Annotated in this window: 24 protein-coding genes; 3 read left to right on the top strand and 21 right to left on the bottom strand. The window is 41.2% G+C overall.

The window, feature by feature from the left end:
• Positions 1-10 precede the first annotated feature (10 nt).
• The 11 genes from BPR_RS01830 to BPR_RS01780 all read right to left on the bottom strand — a co-directional run bounded on the left by BPR_RS01830 (position 11) and on the right by BPR_RS01780 (position 12,627).
• Positions 11-1,228 (bottom strand): glycosyltransferase, encoded by a 1,218-nt coding sequence (locus BPR_RS01830; protein WP_013279757.1) that lies wholly within the window; start codon positions 1,226-1,228, stop codon positions 11-13.
• 26 nt (positions 1,229-1,254) lie between these two features.
• Positions 1,255-2,145, bottom strand: a complete 891-nt coding sequence (locus tag BPR_RS01825; protein WP_013279756.1) for an HAD family hydrolase — start codon at positions 2,143-2,145, stop codon at positions 1,255-1,257.
• Between the two features lie 69 nt (positions 2,146-2,214).
• Positions 2,215-3,453: a polysaccharide biosynthesis C-terminal domain-containing protein gene (locus tag BPR_RS01820; protein WP_013279755.1), complete on the bottom strand. Its 1,239-nt coding sequence runs from the start codon at positions 3,451-3,453 to the stop codon at positions 2,215-2,217.
• A 120-nt stretch (positions 3,454-3,573) separates the two neighbouring features.
• Complete coding sequence (locus BPR_RS01815) at positions 3,574-5,034, bottom strand: glycosyltransferase family 4 protein (RefSeq protein ID WP_013279754.1); 1,461 nt, start codon at positions 5,032-5,034, stop codon at positions 3,574-3,576.
• A gap of 278 nt (positions 5,035-5,312) precedes the next feature.
• A complete protein-coding gene (locus BPR_RS01810; RefSeq protein WP_013279753.1) occupies positions 5,313-6,353 on the bottom strand; it encodes a polysaccharide biosynthesis protein in 1,041 nt (346 codons plus the stop codon).
• Between the two features lie 132 nt (positions 6,354-6,485).
• Positions 6,486-7,940: a sugar transferase gene (locus tag BPR_RS01805; RefSeq protein ID WP_013279752.1), complete on the bottom strand. Its 1,455-nt coding sequence runs from the start codon at positions 7,938-7,940 to the stop codon at positions 6,486-6,488.
• Positions 7,941-7,994: 54 nt separating this feature from the next.
• Positions 7,995-9,182, bottom strand: a complete 1,188-nt coding sequence (wecB, locus tag BPR_RS01800) for a non-hydrolyzing UDP-N-acetylglucosamine 2-epimerase (protein WP_143754246.1) — start codon at positions 9,180-9,182, stop codon at positions 7,995-7,997.
• Positions 9,183-9,404: 222 nt separating this feature from the next.
• The gene (gene pseC, locus BPR_RS01795) at positions 9,405-10,607 is read right to left on the bottom strand and encodes a UDP-4-amino-4,6-dideoxy-N-acetyl-beta-L-altrosamine transaminase (RefSeq protein ID WP_013279750.1); all 1,203 of its coding nucleotides are present in this window, start codon (positions 10,605-10,607) and stop codon (positions 9,405-9,407) included.
• A 141-nt stretch (positions 10,608-10,748) separates the two neighbouring features.
• On the bottom strand, positions 10,749-11,903 hold the full coding sequence (locus BPR_RS01790; RefSeq protein ID WP_330367332.1) for a glycosyltransferase family 4 protein: 1,155 nt from the start codon (positions 11,901-11,903) through the stop codon (positions 10,749-10,751).
• Between the two features lie 200 nt (positions 11,904-12,103).
• The gene (locus BPR_RS01785; RefSeq protein WP_013279748.1) at positions 12,104-12,298 is read right to left on the bottom strand and encodes a DUF6465 family protein; all 195 of its coding nucleotides are present in this window, start codon (positions 12,296-12,298) and stop codon (positions 12,104-12,106) included.
• A gap of 140 nt (positions 12,299-12,438) precedes the next feature.
• Positions 12,439-12,627: a hypothetical protein gene (locus BPR_RS01780; protein ID WP_042256352.1), complete on the bottom strand. Its 189-nt coding sequence runs from the start codon at positions 12,625-12,627 to the stop codon at positions 12,439-12,441.
• Between the two features lie 95 nt (positions 12,628-12,722).
• Here BPR_RS01780 and BPR_RS01775 point away from each other — a divergent pair, with 95 nt between their 5' ends.
• Positions 12,723-13,973, top strand: a complete 1,251-nt coding sequence (locus BPR_RS01775) for a sensor histidine kinase (protein ID WP_013279747.1) — start codon at positions 12,723-12,725, stop codon at positions 13,971-13,973.
• Positions 13,974-14,033: 60 nt separating this feature from the next.
• Here the strand turns inward: BPR_RS01775 and BPR_RS01770 are convergent, their stop codons facing one another.
• The 8 genes from BPR_RS01770 to BPR_RS01735 all read right to left on the bottom strand — a co-directional run bounded on the left by BPR_RS01770 (position 14,034) and on the right by BPR_RS01735 (position 21,854).
• The gene (locus BPR_RS01770) at positions 14,034-14,759 is read right to left on the bottom strand and encodes a lysophospholipid acyltransferase family protein (RefSeq protein ID WP_013279746.1); all 726 of its coding nucleotides are present in this window, start codon (positions 14,757-14,759) and stop codon (positions 14,034-14,036) included.
• A gap of 36 nt (positions 14,760-14,795) precedes the next feature.
• A complete protein-coding gene (locus BPR_RS01765; protein WP_042256350.1) occupies positions 14,796-15,833 on the bottom strand; it encodes a 5'-3' exonuclease in 1,038 nt (345 codons plus the stop codon).
• 269 nt (positions 15,834-16,102) lie between these two features.
• Positions 16,103-16,738, bottom strand: a complete 636-nt coding sequence (locus BPR_RS01760) for a cytidylate kinase-like family protein (RefSeq protein WP_013279744.1) — start codon at positions 16,736-16,738, stop codon at positions 16,103-16,105.
• A gap of 98 nt (positions 16,739-16,836) precedes the next feature.
• On the bottom strand, positions 16,837-17,550 hold the full coding sequence (locus tag BPR_RS01755; protein ID WP_013279743.1) for an ABC transporter ATP-binding protein: 714 nt from the start codon (positions 17,548-17,550) through the stop codon (positions 16,837-16,839).
• A gap of 60 nt (positions 17,551-17,610) precedes the next feature.
• A complete protein-coding gene (locus BPR_RS01750) occupies positions 17,611-18,369 on the bottom strand; it encodes an ABC transporter ATP-binding protein (RefSeq protein WP_013279742.1) in 759 nt (252 codons plus the stop codon).
• A gap of 25 nt (positions 18,370-18,394) precedes the next feature.
• The gene (locus BPR_RS01745; protein ID WP_013279741.1) at positions 18,395-19,447 is read right to left on the bottom strand and encodes a branched-chain amino acid ABC transporter permease; all 1,053 of its coding nucleotides are present in this window, start codon (positions 19,445-19,447) and stop codon (positions 18,395-18,397) included.
• Positions 19,448-19,468: 21 nt separating this feature from the next.
• Positions 19,469-20,356, bottom strand: a complete 888-nt coding sequence (locus BPR_RS01740; protein WP_013279740.1) for a branched-chain amino acid ABC transporter permease — start codon at positions 20,354-20,356, stop codon at positions 19,469-19,471.
• Between the two features lie 292 nt (positions 20,357-20,648).
• On the bottom strand, positions 20,649-21,854 hold the full coding sequence (locus tag BPR_RS01735) for an ABC transporter substrate-binding protein (protein ID WP_042256348.1): 1,206 nt from the start codon (positions 21,852-21,854) through the stop codon (positions 20,649-20,651).
• Positions 21,855-22,264: 410 nt separating this feature from the next.
• Here BPR_RS01735 and BPR_RS01730 point away from each other — a divergent pair, with 410 nt between their 5' ends.
• On the top strand, positions 22,265-22,777 hold the full coding sequence (locus BPR_RS01730) for a hypothetical protein (RefSeq protein WP_013279738.1): 513 nt from the start codon (positions 22,265-22,267) through the stop codon (positions 22,775-22,777).
• Positions 22,778-22,909: 132 nt separating this feature from the next.
• Here the strand turns inward: BPR_RS01730 and BPR_RS01725 are convergent, their stop codons facing one another.
• The gene (locus tag BPR_RS01725) at positions 22,910-23,269 is read right to left on the bottom strand and encodes a hypothetical protein (RefSeq protein ID WP_013279737.1); all 360 of its coding nucleotides are present in this window, start codon (positions 23,267-23,269) and stop codon (positions 22,910-22,912) included.
• Positions 23,270-23,500: 231 nt separating this feature from the next.
• Here BPR_RS01725 and BPR_RS01720 point away from each other — a divergent pair, with 231 nt between their 5' ends.
• A complete protein-coding gene (locus tag BPR_RS01720; RefSeq protein ID WP_013279736.1) occupies positions 23,501-23,776 on the top strand; it encodes a hypothetical protein in 276 nt (91 codons plus the stop codon).
• Positions 23,777-23,887: 111 nt separating this feature from the next.
• Here BPR_RS01720 and BPR_RS01715 read toward each other — a convergent pair whose 3' ends face one another.
• Positions 23,888-25,210: a chloride channel protein gene (locus BPR_RS01715; RefSeq protein ID WP_013279735.1), complete on the bottom strand. Its 1,323-nt coding sequence runs from the start codon at positions 25,208-25,210 to the stop codon at positions 23,888-23,890.
• Between the last annotated feature and the right edge of the window lie 153 nt (positions 25,211-25,363).

Below are 25,363 nucleotides of genomic sequence, written 5' to 3'. Positions count from 1 at the left end.
ATCATTATACTCAAACATTCATTTTACCAAGCGCCTCGATTATCTCATCAACGCTCTGTGGAATTACCATGCTCTTATCCGACTTAAGCGTCTCTCTACATCCGCCTGTGTCGTATGTAATTACAGGTGTTCCGCAGGCCTCAGCCTCCATATTGACAGTGGGGAAGGTATCCTCGTAGGTTGGATTAACAAACACATCTGCTGCCGAATAAATCTCTACGATTTCCGATACACTGTTAGTCCTCGGAATTCCCAATATATCTGAACCCTTTTTTCTAAGGTCTTCCATCTGCGCTTCGCTAAGTCCCACAAGCACAATCTTGAATTTGGATCTGTTACCTTTTTCCGTTCCATGTGCACTATTCTGTTCTGATGCCAAGTCTGTACTTTCGCTTTCATCAATACTTCTCAGCTTCTTGTCCAGCTCTATAAAATCATCCAACCCTTTTCTCTCATTCCAGAAACTGGCAACTCCCAGGATCATCTTTTTATCCTCTATTCCATGATTCCTTTTAAAAGAGTTATCCACAGGCCTGAAAACTTCAGTATTTATCGTGTTGTACTTCACTTCTACAGGGTACTCTGACATATAGCTTTGCTTCACCATATCTTTAAGCCATTCGGATGGAGTGATCAGAGTCATATCAGAAACTCCGGTAAAAGCTGCTTTTTTACGCCTAAAGTTTCCTACGCTGTTATCCCTTATAGCCGCAGGGTATGTTGCACGCTGTGGGCAGTCATGGCACCCTTCTTTCCATTTATCACACTTAACATAAGCAAAGTGTGCACAGTGCCCGGTAAAAGACCAGCAGTCATGCAGTGTCCACTTGACCTTCATCTGTGGCCTTGATTTGATCCAGTCAAACAACATCTCATAGTTGATATAGTAGCCGTGGATATTGTGCATCCACAAAACGTCCGGATCATACTCACTTGCCCATTTCAGGAACTTCCTGGTGGACATCCTGGAATAAAGCCCGTGTTTATCTGTGATCCTTGAAAGAATTCCATGACAATAGACGTCCATATCGTTTCCGATACGCACGCCCATATTTCCGTACAAAGCAGCTCTTTTGCCATCTGATGACGTTGCCGCCTGCTTCATGATCCTGCCAAATGCTACCTTAACCTCGTAGCCCTTCTGTTCGTATTCCCTGGCTATGTTCATGACTATTTTGCCTGTTGAGCCAAAGCCCAGAACAGAATTTACTATCAGTAATTTGCTCACGCCTGTTTCCCAATCTGTGAATCAAATCAGTTTTTGTGTTTCTCAGCCTCAAGATACTCTCTCTTCATCTTGTTATGAATATCGTGAAGTTTCTCATTAGCCTGTGTTCTGTCGATGATTGCCTTAACCAGGCAGTCAAGCTCGCTTCCGTCTGTATAATCAGCAGGAGCAAAAAATCTGATCCTGTCTTCCTGCATCATCTTGTAAACCTTGGTCTTATCACCTGTCTCTGAGTTATAAACTCCGATAGAATGACCGCCATAAGCATTTACAAGTCTCATGCATGGCACATCCGTATCACTGTCGCCAATGTAGATCATATTTCTAAATGGAATTCTTACTTCCTCAAGAGGAATGTAATCGTTGACCATTGGATCATTTGGATTTAAGACCCCCTTCTCAATTCTAAAGAGGAACTGAGTCTTGTTGGTGTAGTTGACAACCTGAGCCGGCCACTTAACCTCGCCCCTGTTATCATAATAAAAGCTGTTTGCGTAGATCTGCTCAAACACGCCCTTCTTGGCAATTGAGGTTCCCTCGATCATCTCCTTAAGGCCTGAAGAAATGATGTAATGCTCAACAATTACACCGTTATCTGCGCCGTACTGACGAATTCTGTCAAACCACTCCTCAACACCCTTAAAGAGCTCAACCTTAGAACCATAGTCCATAAGTGCCTGCTTGTTGAATACAAATTTTCCCCTTGCTTCATCAAGCATCTTGTACATGTAAGCAAGATTCTGGTCCATCTCATTTGCAAAAGCAACGCTGTTGGAATCCTTCCAGAATTCATCAACATCATAGCCTACAGACTGTATGTACCCCTGAGCCTGCATATCATTAGGCGAAAGAGTTTTATCAAAATCGTAGCAGATAGCCACAACCGGCTTATCTTCCTTTGTTTTCCTTGTGAACATAATACACTCCTTTTCTGATTCCCCTTAACTATTATGTTCCCCCTGTATCTCAACCACTAATACAGAGTGTTACTCGACAATCTCCCTGTATGTCTCAGGCTTATTCCCATCAAAAATTTCATTTGCCCACATAACAGTTACGAGGTTTTCTGTATCTGAGAGGTTTATAATATTGTGAGTATATCCGGGAAGCATCTGAACCGCCTGAAGCTTGTCACCCGATACCTCGAAGTTTATAACCGGATACTCTTTGCCCGTCTCAGGATCTATTCCAAGCTTCCTCTCCTGTATAAGAGCTCTTCCCGATACTACAATGAATATCTCCCATTTGGAGTTGTGCCAATGCTGGCCCTTGATCACACCGGGTTTTGATACATTTATGCTGATCTGTCCACAGTTAAGTGACTTGTAAATCTCGGTAAAAGAGCCTCTGTCATCCTCATGTGTAGGAATATCAAAGATCATCTTCTCTTTTGGCAGATATGAAAGGTATGTTGAATACAATTTCTTGGCAAAAGAGCCGTCTGGAATCTCAGGTACAATAAGAGTTTTGGGAACTTCCTCAAAAGTATGAAGAAGATTAACTATCTCTCCAAGAGTAGCCCTGTGATAAACCGGAACGCAGCAATATCTTTTACCATCGCCGTAATCACTTGTCTCTTCGCTTGCGTTTAATAATACATCTGTCATGTAATGCTCTTTGTTCTCAAGTGCATCAAGCATCTCTTCTACAAGATCGTCGATATATACAAGTTCCAATTCTGTACTCGGGTCATTAACCTGAATAGGAAGGCCATTTGCTATGTTGTTACAAAATGTAGCTACAGCAGAGTTGTAATTAGGTCTGCACCACTTTCCAAAAAGGTTAGGGAAACGGTATACAAGCACCTTTGCCCCTGTCTCTTCACCATATTTGAAAAACAGTTCCTCACCCGCAAGCTTGGATTTACCATATTCAGAACCTGCAAATCTTCCTGTAAGTGAAGCCTGAATTGATGATGAGAGCATAACAGGTGCTGTGTTTTTGCATTCCTTTAATGTATTAAGAAGTACACTTGAAAATCCAAAGTTTCCGTCCATGTACTCTTTAGGATCCTTAGGTCTGTTGACACCTGCAAGATGGAAAACAAAATCTGCATTTCTGCAGTAGTCCTGTAACAGATCAGGATCAGTATCTATGTCATATTCGTATATCTCATCTATTGTCAGATCTGGCCTGGTACGGTTCTTGCCATCTCTGACATTTTTGAGATTCTCAACCAGGTTTCGTCCAACGAATCCCTTAGCTCCTGTTACTAAGATTTTCATTCTGAACTCCTTGTATCATTATTATCTTTTCTCGAATCAAATTCTCACGACATCCGCTACTAGTGCGGTTTCCGTAATCAACTTCAAGATATCATCAATTCTTACATTACTCATTCAAATTCAATGTCTATCTGTCATCATATTGAGAAGTCTTTCGAGTTCCACAAAATGCTGCTCTTCCATGAAATTCTCTCTGAAATACTTGCGAGCCTTTTCGCCGCAATCAGAGTACTTTTCTTTATAATCTGCAAAGTCCAGAAGCGCCTGTCCATAAGCCTTGTCATCTCCTGCTGCAACGCACTTGCCACACTCTGCCTCTTTTATGATGTCCATGGCTGCGCCATTAGCCGCCGCCAGAATTGTCTTACCTGCTGCCATGTAGGTCTGAAGCTTACCTGGAAGTGTATCTCCGATGTGAGTTGAACCATCCAGTGTCAGAACACAGGCATCAGCCTTGTTGTAATAAGCTACTGCTTCTTTAAATGGCTTAGGTCCATAGAAGGTAACGATATCGCCTATTCCAAGGTCCTGTGCCAGCTTCTGAATATTCTCAAATTCTGAGCCGCCACCTACCATATGAAGACGTACATCTGTCCGTCCCTTGAACACGGTCATGGCTTTCATCAGGCAGTCCAGATTTTGAGCTTTTCCTATGTTACCAATAAAGAGAAAGTCTGTATGATTTATTCCGTCATTTCCAACTAAATCATCTGCATTATCATTAGATTCAGAACTAGTATTAGTCACATTCTGATTACTAATCTTACTCGTATCAAGCTCCAACAGCCCCACATCTGCATACTGGGGCAGATAGCTCATCTTGTCCCTTTTTATTCCATTCTTTTCCTCCATGTACTGGAAGAATGGCTTGGAAGAAACTGCGATGTGATCGCACTGTCTGTATATTCTCTTGGTCCACCAATGAATGAGCTTGTAAGGAAGTGTTCCTTCCTTGATACTCATAGCTTTGACACACTCAGGCCAAATATCCATACAATACAGGAAAAGAGGCTTTTTGTACCTCTTTTTAAGGGCGATCGCCGGAACTGCCATAGTCACCGGAGATACCTCCCACACATATATCACATCAAAGTCTGCATCATCTATATCACTAGATCCATTACTTCTAGTCTCAACATAACTACTATTGTCTATATCTGACTGGTTCGATGTATTGCCAATTCTTTTTTCTTGGTTTTCAGAATTCCCCCATACCTCTGTATGCTTCCAGTCCTGAGTCTTAGCTCTCATCCAGCCTGCTACAACAAATGACAGATAGCTAAGGCTCCTCCAGATTGGTCCATGGTGCCTTGCAATTGTCTGAACCCTGTAAACATCAGCACCCTTGTAGTTCTGGTGCCTGTTCTGCCCATGTCTGTACTCAGGCGGAATCTCAGTAGTGGTGTAATCCGGAAGTCCAGTTAGAACTGTTACCCTATGACCTCGCTTAACCAATTTCTCAACTATATCATTGATTGCATATATATCCGGCCAGAAGCACTCTGTAACCACAAGGATACGCAGCGATCTATTTCCATCATTATTCACTTTATCTATCCCAACTGCGCTTGTATCCGTCATCGTCTCTTGTTATATCCACATAGTTAGCCGCAAATTACTCATTTTCCTCTTGCGGCTAATCGAATTTCACTACTACTCACTCTTTCTTTAGCCGCAATCACCTTTTATAACTACTTGCGGCTAATCGAGCTCCACTGCTACTCACTCTTTCTTTAGCCGCAATCACCTTTTATAACTACTTGCGGCTAATCGAGCTCGACGCTACTCGTTTTTCCCTTAGCCGCAATCGCCTTTTATAACTACTTGTGGCTAATCGAATCCCACTTCGCTTGTCGTCTTTATTTACCCATTGCAGCAAGCTCTTCCTGAACGTAAGTTGTAGAAAGGAGCTTTTTAACTGTGCCCTCAACATCAAGTCTTGTAGTATTGTGGCTGGTATAAGCCTCCTTGGCTGCTGTCTGAACTTCTCCCTCTACATAGAACTTGTCATAGTTAAGATCTCTTGCATCAGCAACTACTCTGTAGTAATTGCCCATATCCTCTGAGCGGAGTCTCTCTTCCTTGGTAAGAAGTGTCTCATAAAGCTTCTCGCCATGTCTTGAACCGATTATCTTGGTATCAGTCTCGCCAAAGAGCTGCTGAACAGCTGTAGCAAGATCTCCGATTGTAGAAGCATCAGCCTTCTGAACAAAAAGATCTCCAGGATTACCATGAGTAAATGCGAACATAACAAGATCAACAGCCTCATCAAGGTTCATCATAAATCTTGTCATGTTAGGGTCAGTAATAGTAATAGGGTGTCCGTTCTTTATCTGGTTAATAAAGAGCGGAATTACAGAGCCTCTTGAGCACATAACATTTCCGTATCTTGTGCAGTTGAGGATTGTTCCTCTTTCAGCCGCCATTCTGGCATTAGCATATACGATGTGCTCCATCATAGCCTTGGAAATACCCATTGAATTAATAGGATAAGCAGCCTTATCTGTTGAAAGACATATAACATGCTTAACACCATTCTCAACAGCTGCATGGATCAAATTGTCTGTACCCTCAATATTGGTACGTACAGCTTCCATAGGGAAGAATTCGCAGCTTGGAACCTCCTTAAGAGCTGCTGCGTGGAAGATATAGTCAACTCCAGGCATACAATCTCTGAGACTCTGAATATTTCTAACATCACCGATAAAGAACTTAACCTTGCTATAATGCTCAGGATGAAAAGCCTGAAGCTCATGTCTCATATCGTCCTGCTTCTTCTCATCTCTTGAAAAGATTCTAATCTCCTTGAGGTCACTGTCAAGGAAGTGGTCAAGTACGCAGTGTCCAAAACTTCCTGTTCCACCTGTAATTAGAAGTGTTTTATCCTTAAATTCGCTCATTTTTTTATCTCCTATCTGCAAATTCAACTACTAATTTATTTACATATATCTTTTCTTACTAAATAATATCTGACTTGATTATTTACTCACTCATTATCAACTTAATCAAGCATTTTCTTACTCTATTATTTGTTAATTATGCTTCTCTTCAACACTTTCTTCTAAAGTTGCCGAATCATGCATCTCCTCAGTTCTTTCCTCCAAAACTGCCGCGTCATGCATCTCCTCAGCCCTTTCCTCGGAAAAGCCTTCGGTACTCTCTTTCTGAACCAGTATCTTGACAGTTTCAAAGAGAATCTGTAAATCCAGAAGAAGTGAATAATTTGTAATATAGTACAGGTCCATCTTAAGTTTATTAAGAGGGCTTGTGTTGTATTTACCAAAAACCTGCGCAGGACCTGTAAGTCCGCCCTTAACTTTAAGTCTGTAACTAAACTCAGGAATCTCCTCGCAGTATTTGTGCACATGCTCAAGTCGCTCCGGCCTTGGGCCAACTATCGACATATCGCCCTTTAATATATTGATAAGCTGTGGAAGCTCGTCTATTCTGGTAGCCCTGATAAAGTTACCAACCTTGGTAATTCGTGGATCCTTTTCTCCGGCGGGATGTGGTCTTCCATCCTTTTCAGCGTCAACTATCATCGATCTGAACTTGAGAATACTAAATTCCCTACCGCCAAGTGTAGCTCTTTCCTGCCTGAAAAATACAGGACCGCCATCTTCAAGCTTAATAGCAAGCGCTGTCACTAAGAGTATCGGGCTTGTAATTATTATTCCAATCAGGGAAAAGACAATATCACAAACTCTTTTTACAAAAGACTGTGCAAAAGTCAGGCCTGAATTTCTGCAAAGGTAAAGCGGTGTATCAAAGAGGTTTATCTCTTCTGAATTCTTGCCGATAATGTCTGAAATCTTAGGAGTAAAATAAACTCTCTTATTTCTGTTAAAGCATTCCTTGAGGATATCGTTCTTGATCTCCGATGGAATGTCATTGATGAGAACTGCATCATAGTCTTCCATCTTGTCAAAAATCTTATCAAGTCCCTCATTGATATTGATAATGTCCTTGATGTGGAACTTATCAGGTCTGTCATTCATAAAGTGAAGCTTCTCATAAGAGGCTTCCTGATATACTTCCAGAATCTGATGTGCCTTGAAAAAGTGCCTGTACAGGTCAACCAGAGGTATTACCAATAAACACAGCAGTATCGACTGAACAAGCGCCAATAGTACATATCTCCACAAGAAATCCGGGAAGAATCTGAACTGTCCGGTAATAGCACAGGACACCAGAACTTCAACTGCGTCAACGCTAAACACTGTCAGCACCTGACTTGCAAGGAGATTAGCCTTTCTGTCAACACCAATCCTGAAGGCCTTGAGTGCCTTGCCAATTATGTGATACAAAAGGAAATAGATGCCAAAGGACATGAGCAGGTTACCCTTACCCATAAGGCTTCCTGTCTGGTTGTTATACCTTACAAATCCTATCCACACCCAGATGAACATCCCGGTAGCAATAAGCGATAAGACGACCATGCAAACCCATCTGTAGACATATTTATTTTTTAAATGAATCTGCCCCATGAATCCCCCTGTCTGTTCATATCCAGATTTTTTATCATACTAATCATCAGCTAATCAGCTCTTTCTCCAGACCATTTTGTTGACAACTCCGGTAAAGCTCTGGATTATCTTAACAACCTTGTCTGAAACATTTTCATCAACATAATCAGGAACTGGAATACCATAATCCCCGTTCTCGTTCATTGATACAGCTGTATCAACCGCCTGAAGAAGGCTCTCCTCAGTGATACCTGCCAGAATGAAGTTACCCTTATCCATAGCTTCAGGTCTCTCCGTACTGGTCCTGATACAAACTGCAGGGAATGGATTTCCCACACTCAAAAAGAAACTGCTCTCTTCAGGAAGTGTTCCTGAGTCAGAAACAACTGCATAAGCATTCATCTGAAGGCAGTTATAATCATGGAATCCAAGCGGCTCATGCCTTATAACCCTCTTATCAAGCTCAAACTCAGAAGCTTCAATTCTCTTCCTGCTCCTTGGGTGGCATGAATAGAGGATTGGCATATCATATTTTTCCGCCATCTTATTAATTGCTGTGAAAAGAGATGTGAAATTCTCTTCAGTATCGATGTTCTCCTCTCTATGAGCTGAGAGAAGGATATATTTATGAGGCTCGATATTAACGCCTGTCTCTTTGCTAAGTCTTGCGTGAACGTCACTAGCCTTGATCTTATCAAGATTATCATGAAGAACTTCTGCCATAGGTGATCCTGTAACAAAGGTTCTCTCCTTGGGAAGTCCGCAATCTGCAAGGTATCTTCTGGCATGCTCAGAATATGCCATGTTGACATCAGAGATAATATCTACGATCCTGCGGTTAGTCTCTTCAGGAAGACACTCGTCCTTGCAGCGATTGCCTGCCTCCATATGGAAAATAGGTATATGAAGACGCTTAGCTCCTATAACTGACAAACAACTGTTGGTATCACCAAGAACAAGCACTGCATCAGGCCTACACTCTACCATCAGCTTATAACTCTTGTCTATGATATTGCCCATTGTTGCACCGAGGTCATCGCCTACAGCATCAAGGTAAACCTCAGGCTCATCAAGCTCTAAATCTCTAAAGAAAATTCCATTTAAGTTATAATCATAGTTCTGTCCTGTATGTGCCAGAACAACGTCAAAATACTTCCTGCACTTCTTGATAACTGCCGCAAGCCTGATTATCTCAGGTCTTGTTCCCACTATAATCAATAATTTCAATTTGCCATTATTCTTAAACCCTACAAAATTAGACATATTATCTCCCATTTCAAAAAAACGCCTATTGTAAACTATATCTAAATATTTTTGCTAAAGGACATATTTTTACGAATCATTCGCACACGGAAGATGATTTTCAAATCGAAAGATCAGAAAAATGTCGATTGTCTCGAATAACATGAGATGAGACATTTTTCTGAGATAGAGATTATGAAAATCACGACACGGAGAAGTGAGTAAAAATATGTTTTAGCATAATTATTTACGATACCAGTTCACGATCTTCTTGACTGCTGCGATAGAAGATTCGACATCCTCATCTGTAAGCATTGGATAAAGAGGAATACTCATGATTCCCTTGTAAATCTTCTCAGCGTTAGGACAAAGTCCCTTTGTGTAGCCCATGTTCTGATAGAACGGGAACCAGTAAACAGGCACATAGTGAACCTGGCACTGAACATTCTCCGCACTCATGGCGTCAAAGAACTCGCGTCTTGTACATGTGAGCTTATCAAGATCAAGCTGAATGATATAAAGATGTCTTGTTGTATCAGATTCAGGAATCTCTTTCTGAACGATGATCTCAGGTACATCCTTGAAGGCTTCATTATATTTGTTAACAATCTCTTTTCTTCTGTTTGAGAACTGCTCAAGCTTATTAAGCTGGCTTGAGAGAAGAGCAGCCTGGAAGTCTGTCATTCTATAGTTATATCCAAGTGTCTGCATCTCGTAGTACCAGATTCCCTCAGGATTCTTCTCAACGAAATCATCAGGGTTACGGACAATACCGTGCTGTGACGCAAGACGGAGCTTTTTGTAAAGCTCAGGATCATTAGTAGTAATAGCGCCGCCCTCACCGGAAGTAATAGTCTTAACAGGGTGGAAGCTAAAGCATGTCATATCAGCGATAGAACCTTCAGGCTGACCCTTGTATCTGGTTCCGATAGCATGTGCTGCATCGCAGATATATACGAGATTATGCTTCTTGCAGATCTCGCGGATCCTGTCGTGCTCAACAGCCTGACCTGTAAAATCAACAGCAACTACTGCTCTTGTCTTGTCTGTGATATGTGCCTCAATGCTGTCTGGATCAATGTTATAGGTTTCAGGATTAACATCAGCAAAAACAGGTCTTGCACCAACATATACAGCACAGTTAGCAGAAGCAGCAAAAGTAAGAGGTGTTGTGATAACTTCATCTCCCTCACCAAGTCCAGCTGCAATTGCTGCGCAGTGAAGAGCTGCTGTGCCATTGGCAACAACTACAGTATACTTAGCACCTGTAACTTCTGAAATCTTCTTTTCAACGGCATCTACAGATGGTCCGCAAGTGATATAGTCACCCTTAAGGACTGCTGCAATTGCCTGCACGTCGTCATCCTGTATCCACTGACGTCCGTAAAAAATCTTATTTTCTCTAACAGGCTTACCGCCATGTATCGCAAGTTTTTCTTTTTCCATGATGTTTCCTTCTTTCTATCTGCAAGAGGCTATTCCTTGTAGTCTCTTAGTAGTCTCTTAATTTTTATGTCTCTATGGTATTCATTATCAGCCAAAAATCTTGTTTATGAATATACCTTTTTATCATCTTCGTAACAGATTTTATTCCTTCATATAGAGCCTTAGAGTCTCATCAACTACGCGGTCCCAATTGTATTTATCACAAACATAGTCCGAGGCTGCACTTCTGTATTTATCAACAATTGCCGGATTAGCCAAGAGGTTCTGCATCTTGGACTTGAGGTCCTGTACATCTCCCTTGTGGAAGGTCAGTGCCTTGTCACCGATAACATCCGCACATTCAGGGATATCTGAAACAAGACAACACTGTCCGTAACTCATTGCTTCCAAAAGAGTGAGTGGCATTCCCTCAAGGTCTGACGGAAGTACATACAGATAACAGTTACTCAGTAATTCCGAGAGGACTCTTCCCTGTACAAATCCGGTAAAAATGATCCTGTCATCAGAAGCTGCCAGATTCTTCATGTTCTCCTCAAATTCCAGAGAATCGCTGCTGCCGCCTGCAATCACAAGCTTCTTGTTGGTATTAAGGTCTTTAAATGCCTTGATGAGGTATTCAATTCCCTTTTCCGGAACCAGTCTGCCAAGGAAAAGAATGTAGTCATCCTTGCCAAGTCCGTATTTATCACTTATAAGCTGAGGCTTATGAACCTCCGGTCTGTTGACACCATTTGGAATGAGCACTGTATCTCTTCCATAGGTATCCTTAAAATACTGCTGAGCACTCTGGCTAAGAACGATTATCTCATCTGCCATTTTGACAGCACGTATCTCGCCTTTCATGATATATCTGCTCGCAAAATATCCCCATTTCTGACGTTTATGGTCAAGACCGTGGATTGTCGCGATACATCTTTTACCCATGAGCTTGGGAATCCACATGGTAGCACATGGTCCCTCGGCATGGAAATGAACAACATCATACCTTCCAAAAGCAGCAATAAGTGCTCCAAAAAAGGATGATGTAGCTGCTGCAAAACCTTTTAAATTAATGGTTGGTACATTCTTAAGGCGAACGCCTTTGTAGATATTCCCAACATAGGCATCATACTCTTCCCCGGCCACGTGATGACCGCTTCTGTTAATGCAGGTGACCTTATGTCCTCTGCCGGCCATCCTGACAGATAATTCCTCAACAACGACTTCCACGCCGCCTTCTCTTGAAGGAATTCTCTTATGCCCCAGCATTGCTATATTTAGTTTTCTATCTATATCAGTTGTGTTCTGTCTACTCACAAAATCAAGCTCCGTACGCACAAAATATAATAAAGCTAATTATACATAATTCGACATATTATTATACCATGCCCGTCAATACAATTAAAGAACGCCGCCAGCAAGCCTTTGAAAAATTCAAAAAGAAAAGACGAGCAGATCATCTATAATCTACTCGTCCTCTTAGTCGTCATTTCAATGTTTGTGTCCCCACGCCGTGATCAAAGATCAAAGCTGCCTGTGACATCATTGTTAACAACGTAGTAAGCCTTGCACTCCTCTGGCTTAACATAGATATCAAGGTTCTTAACGTCCTTTTTACCGTATGCATTCTTAGCCATGGAAACAAGCTGCTCTTCGTTTATTGCCTTGTCACCGAACTGAAGCTCGATCTTGGCGTTAACCTTAGCTGCCATCTTATTTCCTCCTCATAAAATTGTTTGGATATATTATAACTCTTTTTTGATAAAAGTGTGAATTTTTATTGATAAAAATGTGCAAAATTTGATTTTTACCACTTTATTTGTCTATTTTCAGACTTCTTGCAATTTGATGCTTATGCAGCCATTCTGCTGATGAGAAGGCACATAGCAGCCAAAGCGATCACTACGATTGACAGGATCCTCATCCATTTGTTAGTCTCAGGTTCCTCAACCTCTTTATCCTTTTGTAATTGCGCATATGTAAAAAGAATCACACCACCTATGAAAATAACAGCAGCGTAGATTAATAGAATTTTATTCATACAGCCCCTTCTCTGATCATATTACGCAATGACCGTAAACGTTTTTTCATGTATAATTATAACATATGATATAACTCACATCCTAGGAGCAGGCCATGAATATCAATTTTTCTCTTTTTGATCTGAACACCAAATTTCGTTATAGTCTCAAGCAGCTTGTAGAATTCGAGAACACCACTGCTGTCAAGGAACAGAAGTGCAAAACTTCCATGATCCTTCTGACAGGTTTCATCATCTACAGTATCATTGCCACTTTCCTGACTTCAGATAATTACAATCACGGTAAAGTTACCAACATCAGTATCGCGATGTTTATGTTCTGCGTTATCCTGCTGCTAAAAAAGGCACACAGGCACACAATGCTCACTATCTATTGTTCCTTTGGAGTCTGCATCATTCTCTTTTTCCATCTGATCATGGAAGTTGACTGGACAATTGGAATGGACGCCTATTGGCTCTTCATCCTGATCCTGCCCTTTATCACTAACTACGTGGCAGGAGTCGTGTACGGATCAATAAGCGCTCTCAGCGGCCTGTTATTAAGTCTTTTGCTGTTTGATACCAGATTGATTGGCTACCTTCAACCTTATGGGCAGAACATGATCGACTGGTTTCCTATTATTTATATTGTAGTAATGCTATCAGCCGCCATTATGGAATATGAGCTTACTTTCTATCAGATTGAGAAAAAGATATCTGATGAAAAGATAGCTTATTTCCAAGCCGAGCGTACCAAACGCCTCCGCGAGCAGCTGTCAATTTATGAAAGTAACGAACTCACGATCAGAAAATATAAACACGACATCAGACATTTCAACAGAGTTTTACTGGGTTTTATCAATGACGGCGAATATGACAAGGCCAAGGAATACCTGCGAGAATTAGATTCAATGCTAGAGCAGGTCACTGTTGTATCTTTTTGTGACAACAAGGTAGTAAATGAACTCCTGACAATCTACTCCTCAAGGTGCCAGAAACACGGTTTCAAGCTCCGCGCCAAGGCAAATGTCCCCGAGCGCTTTGCTATGGAAGAAATAGAGCTTACTAGTCTTCTTGCAAACGCTCTTGAAAACGCTCTTGAATCCCAGGAAAAAGCTCCTGTAAACAAGAGATTTATTTCTGTTGATATTTCCTATGACGGACGCAAGTTAAGGCTTCAGACCAAAAACTACTGCCCTGAAAAGATTTCTTTTAACAAGGACGGAATGCCTATCAGCACCAAGGTAGTACAAAGCGGCATCGGAACCGCACAAATACGCGCAATTGCAAATAAATACAGCGGCGTTGCAAACTTCACCCTCGAGGGCGATACCTTCGTGGTAAAAGCAGTTATGACCTGTCTGTAAATTATAGGGTGCGCCACCCAGGCACAATTTCTGATTTTATAATAAAAAAGAAAGAGCGCCTTACTGTTTAGCAAGGTGCTCTGCAATTTTATCTTTAATTCTTTTTTCTACTATTCGTGCTATTTCCTGGGTCTTAAGATCCTTGTACTCTTCATACATTATAGGCTCCAAATAATAAACGTATGTGGTAACAGGGCCATAGTGTTCATCACTGTTGTAAACCTTGTAAGAATCAACAAGAGCCACAGGAACGATCGGGACTTTGGACATCTTGGCAAGCTTAAAGCTTCCCGGCTTGAAGCTTTCAACAACATTGTTGTTATTCTCTTTGTATCCGCCTTCAGGGAATAGAATAAACTTCCTGCCACTTTGGAGTTCCTCTGCCATTTCACGGAAAACTTCTATAGTCTGTCTGGGATTATCCATCTCAAGTCTCTTGCCATCCACAAGATCAAGAAACTCTCTGACCAGAATAATGTGGGATCTCTTTTCATCCATGATAAAGGACAAAGGCTTTTCATGAGTATTAAAAATTCCAAGCACGTCATACTTGCCCTGATGGTTGGGATACAGCATATATCCGCCTTCCTTGGGCAGGTTTTCAAGTCCATAGCCAATAGTCTTATAACCGGATGACCTGTTCATCTTGGTAACCATCTCGTTAGCAAGCTTGTAACGAGCTTCCTCGCTATGTTTATCCTTGTGTCTGATCCAGATTCTGGATTTCAGGACATAGTAAATAATCCTGAAGATATTAATAATGATTGTGTGGTAATAATTACGCATAATCCATTTCTCTTTCAAATATCTGTTTGAGGATCGTCACAGCTTCTCAATTAGTGACTTGAAGCCATATTCAAGAAAGAGCTCTTTGGCTCTATCCTTGTTAATATTGATCCTGAAATCTTCCAAAGTCTTGCCGGTATCATAATCTCTTCTGATCTGAGCAAGCTCTTTGGACAAAAAAGCCATATCTCTGTATTCGGTAAGTGCCTTCATAGGGCTTCTGGAAATTCCAAGATCCTCTTTCCAGTGTGCTCCAAGCGCCTTGAGCGCCTTGGCATCACCGCCGCACTCATCAATAGCTTCATAAATCTTCTCAATAGTTCCATATTCAGCCAAAAGAGGTATCGCAGCACTGCTGACTCCCTTGACTCCCGGAATATTATCACTTGTATCTCCCTGAATTCCCTTAAGGTCAGGAATCTGCTCAGGCTTAACACCATATTCGGACAGGCAAAGAGGCGGTGTTACTTCAAAAGCCTTGTCCGGAATCGCTGCAAGCTTACTGTTCCAGCCGTATTCTGCGCCATATTTATTTAAAAGCTCATCAGCTGTTTCCTGCTTGGTCTGAATAAGCCATACTCTGGTATAGTCACTTACAAGCTGCAGATAATCATGGTCCTTGGTAATGATAAAAGAAGGAATCTCTTTTTCAAATTTGGTAACCACACTTCCTACGATATCATCAGCCTCGAACTTATTGTCAAAAAACACCTGAAATCCCATCTCTAAAAGAAGCTTCTCCATGTTCTCGAACTGCTCCTTAAGAGGCTCGGGAGTCTCTCCACGATTTCCCTTGTAGTCAGGATATTTCTCTCTTCTAAAGGTATCTCTTGTCATATCAAAAGCAAACATCATGTGTGTAGGCTTCTGCTCAGCAATGATCTTGAGAATCGTACGCATCATTCCATAAATGGCATTTGTATACTGCCCTTTGTCATTGTGCAGGATCTGAGAATATAACTTTTCCTTTTTCTCAGGATCCTTCTCAAATAGAAGTGCCTTGGGAAGATTGCCGTAGTAATTTGTCACCAGCATGGAACTTCCATCTATTAAAATAAACTTTTCATTTGCCATAATCAGTACCCATCGCCATATATTTGCTATGATCTGCACACTTATTTGTAGCACAAACCAAAGCTTATTATATCTTAAAAAAATAAATTTGAAAATAAGGCTTGCACAATCTGTTAGCATATGCTAATATGATTTTGTTAGCAAAAGCTAACTTGTAAAAAACGTCAAGCCAAGGCGTTAATTACATATGACATACAATAGTCATAAAAATCTCCTACCTAAAAACAGGTGCATCTTGCCAATGCACCTGTTTTCTTTTGACACCTATATCAATCAAACACATCTTCCCCAAATCTTACTCTTGCGTGAGCCTTGATAGCTTCTACGCATTTATCAAAGCCAAGCTTACCAGAGTCAAGGCACAGGTCGTAGTTCATAGCATCTGTCCAGTCATGCCCTGTGTGGTGCTTGTAATAATCTGCGCGGAATTTATCCTCTCTTGCGCAGAATTTCTCAAGCTCTTTTCCCTTAAGAGGCTGAACCTTGCCGGCCTGCTCCATGAGGAAATCATGAGGCGCATGTACAAAGACGCTCAGCACATTGTCATAATCCTTGAGTACAAAATCTGCACACCTTCCCACTATTACGCAGGGCTCATTCTCAGCCAGTTCCTTGATACATTTGGCCTGAAGATTAAATAAGTTGTCAGGTGATGTATAGTCAGGGCTGTCAGGGCCTATGATCTCCGAATTGTAGACATGAATTGGTGTCTTGAGAAAGCCTTTTTTCCTGAATTTCTCATCCGTATCCAGAAAAAGACTCTCAGAAATCCCGCTTTGTTCTGATGCAATTTTGGTCAGTTCCTTATCATAGTAGTGGATCCCCAGCTCATTGGCCAGTCTGATTCCAACTGTTCTACCGCCGCTTCCGTACTGACGTGCAATTGTAATTGTGATCTTCTTCATATTTCCTCCTACTCTGGGATTCTCACTAAGCTCGTAAATACCTCGCTAAGTGTTCACCCAAGGTTCGCACTAGATTCGAAACTACCTCATCAAGTGCTCTACTCTCCAAGATAAGCTTTCTTTATAGATTCATCATTTAAAAGTTCGCTGGCCGGACCTTCCTTGACAATGGATCCCGTCTCAAGTACATATGCTCTGTTAGCAATTGAGAGAGCCTTCTTGGCATTCTGCTCAACAAGAAGTACTGTCACTCCGTCCTTGTTGACGTCCTGAATAATCTTAAAAATCTCATTTACAAAAATCGGCGATAATCCCATCGAGGGTTCATCCATGAGTATAATGTCAGGATGAGACATAAGCGCCCTTCCCATAGCCAGCATCTGCTGCTCGCCACCTGAAAGAGTTCCCGCTAGCTGACTCTTTCTCTCCTCAAGCCTTGGAAATCTCTTGTAGATCATCTGAAGAGTTTCCTCTATCTCAGCCTTATCCCTTCTGGTATAGGCTCCCATCTTAAGATTCTGCAGAACAGTCATCTCGGCAAATACGCGTCTTCCTTCGGGAACCTGCGCCATTCCAAGACTGACTATTTTGTGATTGGCTATTTTTCTGAGATTCTGTCCTTTATAAATGATATCACCCTTATCTGCACTTATCAGACCAGACAGGGTATGGAGCGTGGTTGTTTTGCCTGCGCCGTTAGCGCCAATAAGTGCCACAACTTCCCCTTTATCAACGTGAAAAGAGATCCCTTTCAGAGCCTGGATCACGCCATAATATACACTTAAGTTTTCTACTTCAAGTAATGCTGACATTTACTACCTCATTCAAAAAAGTATTTGACCACTCATAAAAATGTCGCTTGCGGTCGTTTCTCACTCTCCAAGATAAGCTTTGATAACTTCCGGGTTACTCAGTACTTCCTTCGTACTTCCCTGACACAGAACTCGTCCAAAGTTAAGAACCGTAAGCTTTTCACAGATTCCTGATACCAGCTTCATATCATGCTCGATCAAGAGGATTGTCATATCAAACTCCCTGCGGACAAGAGCAATAGTATCCATCAGTTCTTTAGTTTCATTAGGATTCATGCCTGCTGCGGGCTCATCCAATAATAAAAGCTTGGGATTTGTCGCCATAGCTCTGGCTATTTCAAGCTTTCTCTGTTTACCATAAGGAAGGTTTGAAGCCATGGTGTCTTTTTCCCCGTCAAGATCAAAGACTTTCAGAAGCTTCTCAGCTTCCTGATCCATCTCTTTTTCCACTTTTCTGTACTTTCCAAGATGAAGAATTCCTTCAATCGTGCTGTACTTAAAGCGCTCTGTAAGTCCAACCTTAACATTATCAAGAACCGACATATCCTTGAAAAGTCTGATGTTCTGGAAGGTTCTGGCTATTCCTGCGTGATTGATCTCGATTGTGGATTTTCTGGTAATATCCTCTCCATCAAGCCTGATGATCCCTTCGTTTGGCTTATAAACACCGGTCAGCAGATTAAAAACTGTTGTTTTTCCCGCGCCATTAGGACCAATCAGGCCATAAAGCTCACCTTTTTCAATATTCAGATTAAAATCGTCAACGGCTCTTAAGCCGCCAAACGCTATGCATAAATTGTTAACTTCAAGTAGTGCCATTCAGGTACCTCTTTACAATTTTCTTTTAGATTTCGCGCTTCTTCCATGGAAGCCATCTGTTTAAAACCGTCTCTCTAAAGTTGATCACAGCCGGTGACCAGGTATAGATCATCATAACAATAAGAACAATTGAATAGATCAGCATTCTATAGTTACTAAAGCCTCTCAAAAGCTCAGGAAGCAGATACAAAATGCATGCCGCTATGACGCTTCCTCTGATATTGCCGATGCCGCCCAGAACTACATATACCAGAATCATGATGGAAGCATTATAGCCAAAGTACTGGGACGTAGCAGTAAGTGTCGTAATATTATGGGAAAAGAGAACCCCTGCAGCCCCTGCAATTGCTGCAGAAATAACAAATGCCATCATCTTGTACTTGGTAACATTTATTCCTGTTGCCTCTGCTGCAATGTAATTATCCCTGACAGCCATGATGGCACGTCCATCCCTTGAATTAACAAGGTTCTGAACAACGAAAAGAGCCAGTATAAGCACTACAATTCCTACTGTGAAGCTTGAATTGTGCGGAGTTCCTGTAATTCCCATAGCGCCGTTAACTATAAGCTGGCCATCCGGCTCAAGTCCAAGCTCCATAGAATTTTTGAGAGAAAAGTGAACTCCCTTACTGTCAACGCCAATATAAAAGGCATTTATAACGTTTTTGATGATCTCGCCAAAAGCAAGAGTTACGATTGCAAGATAGTCACCCTTAAGTCTCAGAACAGGAATACCAATGAGAAATCCGAACAGGGCCGCCATCGCGATACCTATTACAAAAGCCAGAATAAATCTTGGCACTGTCGGAATCCCCTCTTCCGTAACCTTGGAAAAGAATGCGCTGGTAAAAGCTCCTATACACATAAATCCGCAATGTCCGATACTAAGTTCTCCAAGTATTCCCACGCAAAGATTAAGCGCAACTGCAATTACCGCATAGTATGTCATAGGAACCAGAAGGCCTTTCATGTGGCTTGAAAGATTCCCTGTGGATGCCAAAGTCTGGAACACAATGTATGAAGCTATCACGATTCCGTATGTTATAAAATTATCTCTAGTCTTCTTAGTCAATTTCATATACTCTGATCTCCTGACACCTTAGACTTTTTCCTGAATCTTCTTGCCCAGAATTCCTGTAGGCTTCACCAGAAGTACTATGACAAGAATTCCAAATACTATCGCATCAGATAACTGCGATGAAATATATGTCTTACTCAGAATCTCAACTATTCCAAGCACCAGTCCGCCTATCATGGCTCCGGGGATTGAACCAATCCCTCCAAGAACCGCTGCGACGAATGCCTTGATACCAGGCATTGCTCCTGTATACGGTGAAAGAGATGGATAAGCCGAGCACAGTAAAGCGCCTGCAACGGCAGCAAGTGCAGAGCCAATTGCAAAAGTCAGCATGATCGTCTTGTTGACGTTAATTCCCATAAGAGCTGCAGCGCCCTTATCTTCAGCAACAGCCAGCATTGCCTGTCCCTGTTTGGTTTTATTAATGAAAGCTTCCAGAACTATCAGAACTATGATACTTATGACGATTGTAATAATTGTTACGCCCTGAATTCTGAGATTTCCATCAGCAAATGTCAGGCCTTCCCACTTAATAACAGAGGTAAAAGATTTAATGTCTGCGCCAAAGATCAAAAGGGCGACATTTTCGAGAAAATAGCTGACGCCAATTGCTGTGATCAGAACTGCAAGAGGAGACGTAGCTCCTCGAAGAGGCCTGTAAGCCACGAATTCAGTTGTAATTCCAAGAAGCGTACACAAAACAATCGCTACAAGGATTCCCACCAGCGAATTCCCGCTCAGAGCGCCGCTTACGGAAAAGATGATGTAGCATCCCACCATGATAAAGTCGCCGTGAGCAAAGTTAAGCATCTTGGCAATGCCGTAAACCATGGTATATCCAAGAGCAATTATTGCATATATGCTCCCAAGACTTAATCCGCTTATAAAATATGTAAGAAAACTACTCATGTTCTCGCCTCTCTTACTGTTTTGACTTATTCTCGCAATTCCATATCTTTATTATATGATAATTTCAATCAATAAATCGATGCTTTTATTATCTTTTTTACAACTAATTCCTAATATATTTACCAATTCATTATCAGTAGATATAAAAAGTGGCTTTTGACATCAAATAGGCTATATATTTACTTGTCCTTGTAATAGAAAGCGAAGGATACCTGTGACAGCATCCCTCGCTGAAAGTCTCACCTAATTTTATTAATCTGTAAACTCATCAGGTTAGAATGTCATGAAACCATTACTGAGCTGAAACATAAGCTCCGTTCTTGATAACAACAGCTCTTGGCTCCTTGTTAGGCTCTCCGCTTGCATCCCAGGTCATCTTGGATGAAGTAACACCGGCAACCTCGATTTCAATCATAGCACCCTTGATAGCTTCGCAGATATCAGAAACGCTCATGTCAGGAGTTACGTTCTTGGCTTCAATAGCTTTTTTGATTATATAAACTGCATCGTAAGCATCAGCCGCAAACTGGTTTGGAACCTCGCCATATTTTTCTTTATACTTGCTAACAAAGTTAACTGTAAGATCATCTGTAGCATCAGCTGCAAATGGAGTCAGAAGCATTACGCCCTCTGCAAGTGATGTGTCAAAGTTATCAACTGTAAGGATACCATCGAGACCATCTACACCAAAGAATGTAGGTGTATAGCCCATTGTCTTGGCCTGTGTCAGGATAAGTGAAGCTTCCTTATAGTAGATTGGAAGGAAAACAAGATCTGCTCCTGCATCCTTGGCTTTCTGAAGCTGAACAGAAAAATCTGTACTACTGTCTGATGTGAAAGCCTCTACAGATACAATCTCGAAATTCTTGCCTTCAGCCTCCTGGATGAATTTCTGGTTGATTCCATCTGAATAAACATCGGAACTGTTGTAGATAATACCAACCTTAGTTGCAAGACCATTATCTGAAATATACTGAGCAGCCGCTACGCCTTGGTTAGGATCTGAGAAGCATACTCTGAAAGCATTGTCATATTTAACGCAGTCAACAGCTGAGCCTGAAGGTGTGAGCTGGAACATGTTATCAGCCTTGGTATATTCAGAAACAGCGATTGAACAGCCACTTGTAGTTGAACCAACGAGAATCTGCATTCCCCAGTCCTTGAGAAGATTATAGGCATTTACTGATTTCTCAGCATTTGTCTCATCATCTTCCTTATTGTACTCAACCTGATAGCCATTTATTCCACCTGCAGCATTGATTTCTTCAACTGCAAGTTCTGCAGCGTTGCACACTGCGCTACCATAAGCTGCGTATTCACCTGTAAGTGGTCCGATAGCACCAATCTTAAAGGTTGTTCCTGCTGCAGCTGTACTTGCAGCGCCTTCTGTCTGTGAATCGCCAGCGGTTGTAGAAGCATCTGCACCACATCCTGCCATCATACTAACAGCCATCATGGAAGCCATTAATGTACTAACCACTTTGTTTAACTTTTTCATAAATATTGTCCTCCTCTTGAAAATTGACGTTTTATAGAAACATTTAATTGTTGGGAAATAAATAAATGTACGTCTTCGATACCATTTTTTGCTTAAAAACGCTCTGAATATGTAAGAAATTAATGTGTGTATTGTTGTATACAATCTTATACTTTTAAAGATTAAAGCATTGTAGTGTAAAAGTCAACCCATTAATAATACTCCCTTATATTTATCTTAAAGTATGTCACGGCCTTTGTAGTTAGTAAAAGATTCCGTATTTTCCCCCAGAAATACATTCTTTTCCAAGCAGTTTCTATAGTTTCTCATTTGTTTATGCACTATATATTGATTAATTATTATATTCAATTTAGTAGATTGCAATAGTACATTAACATTGTTAGAATTAATACATAGAGGGGGAATTGAATATGCTTCAATTATCTTATTTGGGAATTGCCTTTGCGGCAGTTTTCTATTTGGTATTTGGAATTACCGTTCGTCTTATGGCGCTTAGCGATTCTACGCGCAATAAGGCTAGACTTGGTATCCTGATTACCTCGTTTTCCTTAGTTTTTGTTTTTTCTCTTTTTGCCGGGTTGCTTAACCTTAATAGTAGCAGGCTATTTTGGGGTGTGTTTTTTCTCTTACTTTCTTTCACAGCCTTGTTTATTCTTGTCGGAATTTTCATCGAGCTTCACCACATTAGAACAAAAGTTAAAATGAGAAGATTTATGGTCCTGTTTGATATTGTCGATAGATTTATCACCGAGGGTAAAACTCAGGACGAGATTCTGAAATACCTTGTAGAAATACAGAAATTAACCTTAAAAGAAGCCAGAGATTTCCTGGATTTTATTACGGATCCTCAGAATCATCAGTTCCTTGCTGATGTTAATGAAAAGATTCATGAAGCTCAGCTCTTAAAGCGCGTAACTAAATAACTGAATTGAGACTTCGAGCCGCTGGTATAAAACGTATCAGCGGCTCTTTTTTAATTCTATAACAAAGAGACGGCACCAACCCGATAACATCAAGTTGTGCCGCCTCTTTCTCTATATGTATTTCCTACCTTTTTATGCAAACAGATCCAGATTTCCTCCGGAAATACCATAGGATAGTGCTCCCTGATTCTGAGAGTATCCTACTGTCATCCCTTGGAATTTCTGTGCCACGTCATTGTACATTTTCCCGGCTTCCTGGGATTTTTTTACCATATCAATTGCCATCTGCATCGGATCTTCTTCATCATCCTCTACAGTTGATACAGCCTGAGCATTGGGATATCCAACAGGTGTAACATTTGGAACTAGCCCCTTCGCTCCATGGTTGGTGAACTCGTCTGAAACCTCTGACTGATTCTTAATAGTATAATTCATGGGTTTCACAAAGCTCATTCCATATGGACTGCCGATTGATCCTATAGAAATACCCATAAATCTCCTTCTCTTTTTCTAAACCCGTTTATTCCTAGTTACATACTAGCCCAGAGGCTCTCTTCTTGCAATTATGCCCCTCAGAATTCTGTGTAAACTTTTCATAGCATTTTATTAAATTTCGCTAAATTTTATGATATTATAATAAAGAGGGGTATTTTGACCTTCGGACCTATATTAACACTTCAACTATTATTACTTCATTTTGCAACTGGAAAGGAGCACAGACAGATGGGGAACAACCAACTGCAGTATTCTCCGTTCAAACCAAATTTGAAGACAGCAGAAGTATTTGCGTGGGGCGATCCGGAGTATAATTTATTCGACCAACTTAATGAGAAATATGAAAAGAGTCATCCAGAGTATCACAATCTCTCTTCATATGAGAAAATGGTGATCAAACAGCAGATCCACCACGAGGCAATTGGCCTCACACCTCTTAACCTGATCAAGGCATTTGTTGAAGATCCGCAGTTTGATGAATTTCGTTCTATAGACTCTATATAAAACTTAAAATCGAAAATAATCCAAGATAATGGTTTATGGGCTCTAAAAAGCCACCGGCTTTCAAATTCCGGTGGCTTTTTTATTTGATAGAATATAATCGACACTCTTTTTTTATTTGGTTTCACGGTTCACATATTTGTTGTGGAACTTGGAATAAGCAATTTTCTGGCTGCTATAAAGGCTTGAGTACCCGGAGAAGGTATAGCTGAGCGCAACTGCCAGAAGATAATATGGCATTCCCTTAAATCCGAATAATTCAAAACAGATAAAGAGCGAAGAAATCGGGCAGTTCGTTACCCCACAAAACAGCGCTCCCATTCCTATAGCAGCGCAGAGAGCGGGGTCAAACCCAAAGAGCTGGGAGTACAGGCATCCAAAAGTTGCTCCTATATAAAGTGAAGGAACTATCTCGCCTCCCTTATATCCTGCCCCAAGAGTAAGCGCCGTGAATATTATCTTAAACAGAAAAGCCATGTAAGGAGCTTCGCCTTTAATAGCCATCTCTATAACATCCATTCCGGCGCCGTTATAATATCTTATTCCCTGAACATAATGGAATCCGCTTCCATCAATTCTAATCCCCATCAGATAGGTCAGTGCTACAACTATGCATCCGCCTACAAAAACCCTGACATAGGGATTTGGGAAAAACTTCTTATAATTTCTACCTGCAAATTTAAGTGTCTGGCAAAACAAAACACTGACAACTGCACACAAAATCCCAAGAATTCCGGTAAATACTGCGTTATAAACATCAAAAGCAGGAACTATTGTTACGGTAAAGACTTCTGCGGAGACTCCCAGTATCTTGGCTATTCCCTGAGCTGTGAGAGCAGAGATAACGCAAGGGACAAGTGCTGAATAGTACATTACTCCTACATTTTCTATCTCCATCGCCATGAATGCAGCAGTCATTGGCGTTCCAAAAAGCGCCGAAAAAGCTGCGCTCATTCCGCACATAGTTATGATCTTGATATTTCCCTCTTTTAACTTAAAAAGTTTTCCAAGATTGTATCCAAGACTTCCGCCCATCTGAAGAGCTGCGCTCTCTCGTCCTGTAGAGCCGCCAAACAAATGAGTCAGTACTGTCGAAATAAAAATAAGTGGGGCCTTAGTTATTGGAAGATTGTCTCCCTCCTGTATCGATCTGATAACAAGGTTTGTTCCCCTATCCTCGTAGTCCTTGCACAATCTGTACATAAATACGATGAAAAGCCCCGCAAAGGGGAGTGCAAGAATTATAAGATCGTGCCCTTTTCTAAACGCAGTCGCCCAGACTACCCCATAGTAAAAGGCCGTACCTATAACTCCTACAATGAGTCCTGTAAGACATCCCAAAAACAGCCATCTTCCCAGAACTCTGATTCGTCCAACCAGATCAACCTCCGGTATGTGCTCGATAATGTACTCTAGTGGATTTTCTCTTTTTTCCATAGCTACCCCTTAAGCCTTTCTAAGGCTTAGTTCCTCATAGCCTGCCTTACACTATCTTATTTGTCAATTTCCTTATAACAAGTTTTACTAGAATCTGATTGTTACTTTTCTTATTTCCGGCTTTGCTTTTATTCTGATTGATGCTTTTTCTTA

Origin of the sequence: Butyrivibrio proteoclasticus B316 (assembly GCF_000145035.1) — a bacterium.
GTDB classification, from domain to species: domain Bacteria; phylum Bacillota; class Clostridia; order Lachnospirales; family Lachnospiraceae; genus Butyrivibrio; species Butyrivibrio proteoclasticus.
This window is presented reverse-complemented; position numbering and strand designations above follow the sequence as displayed.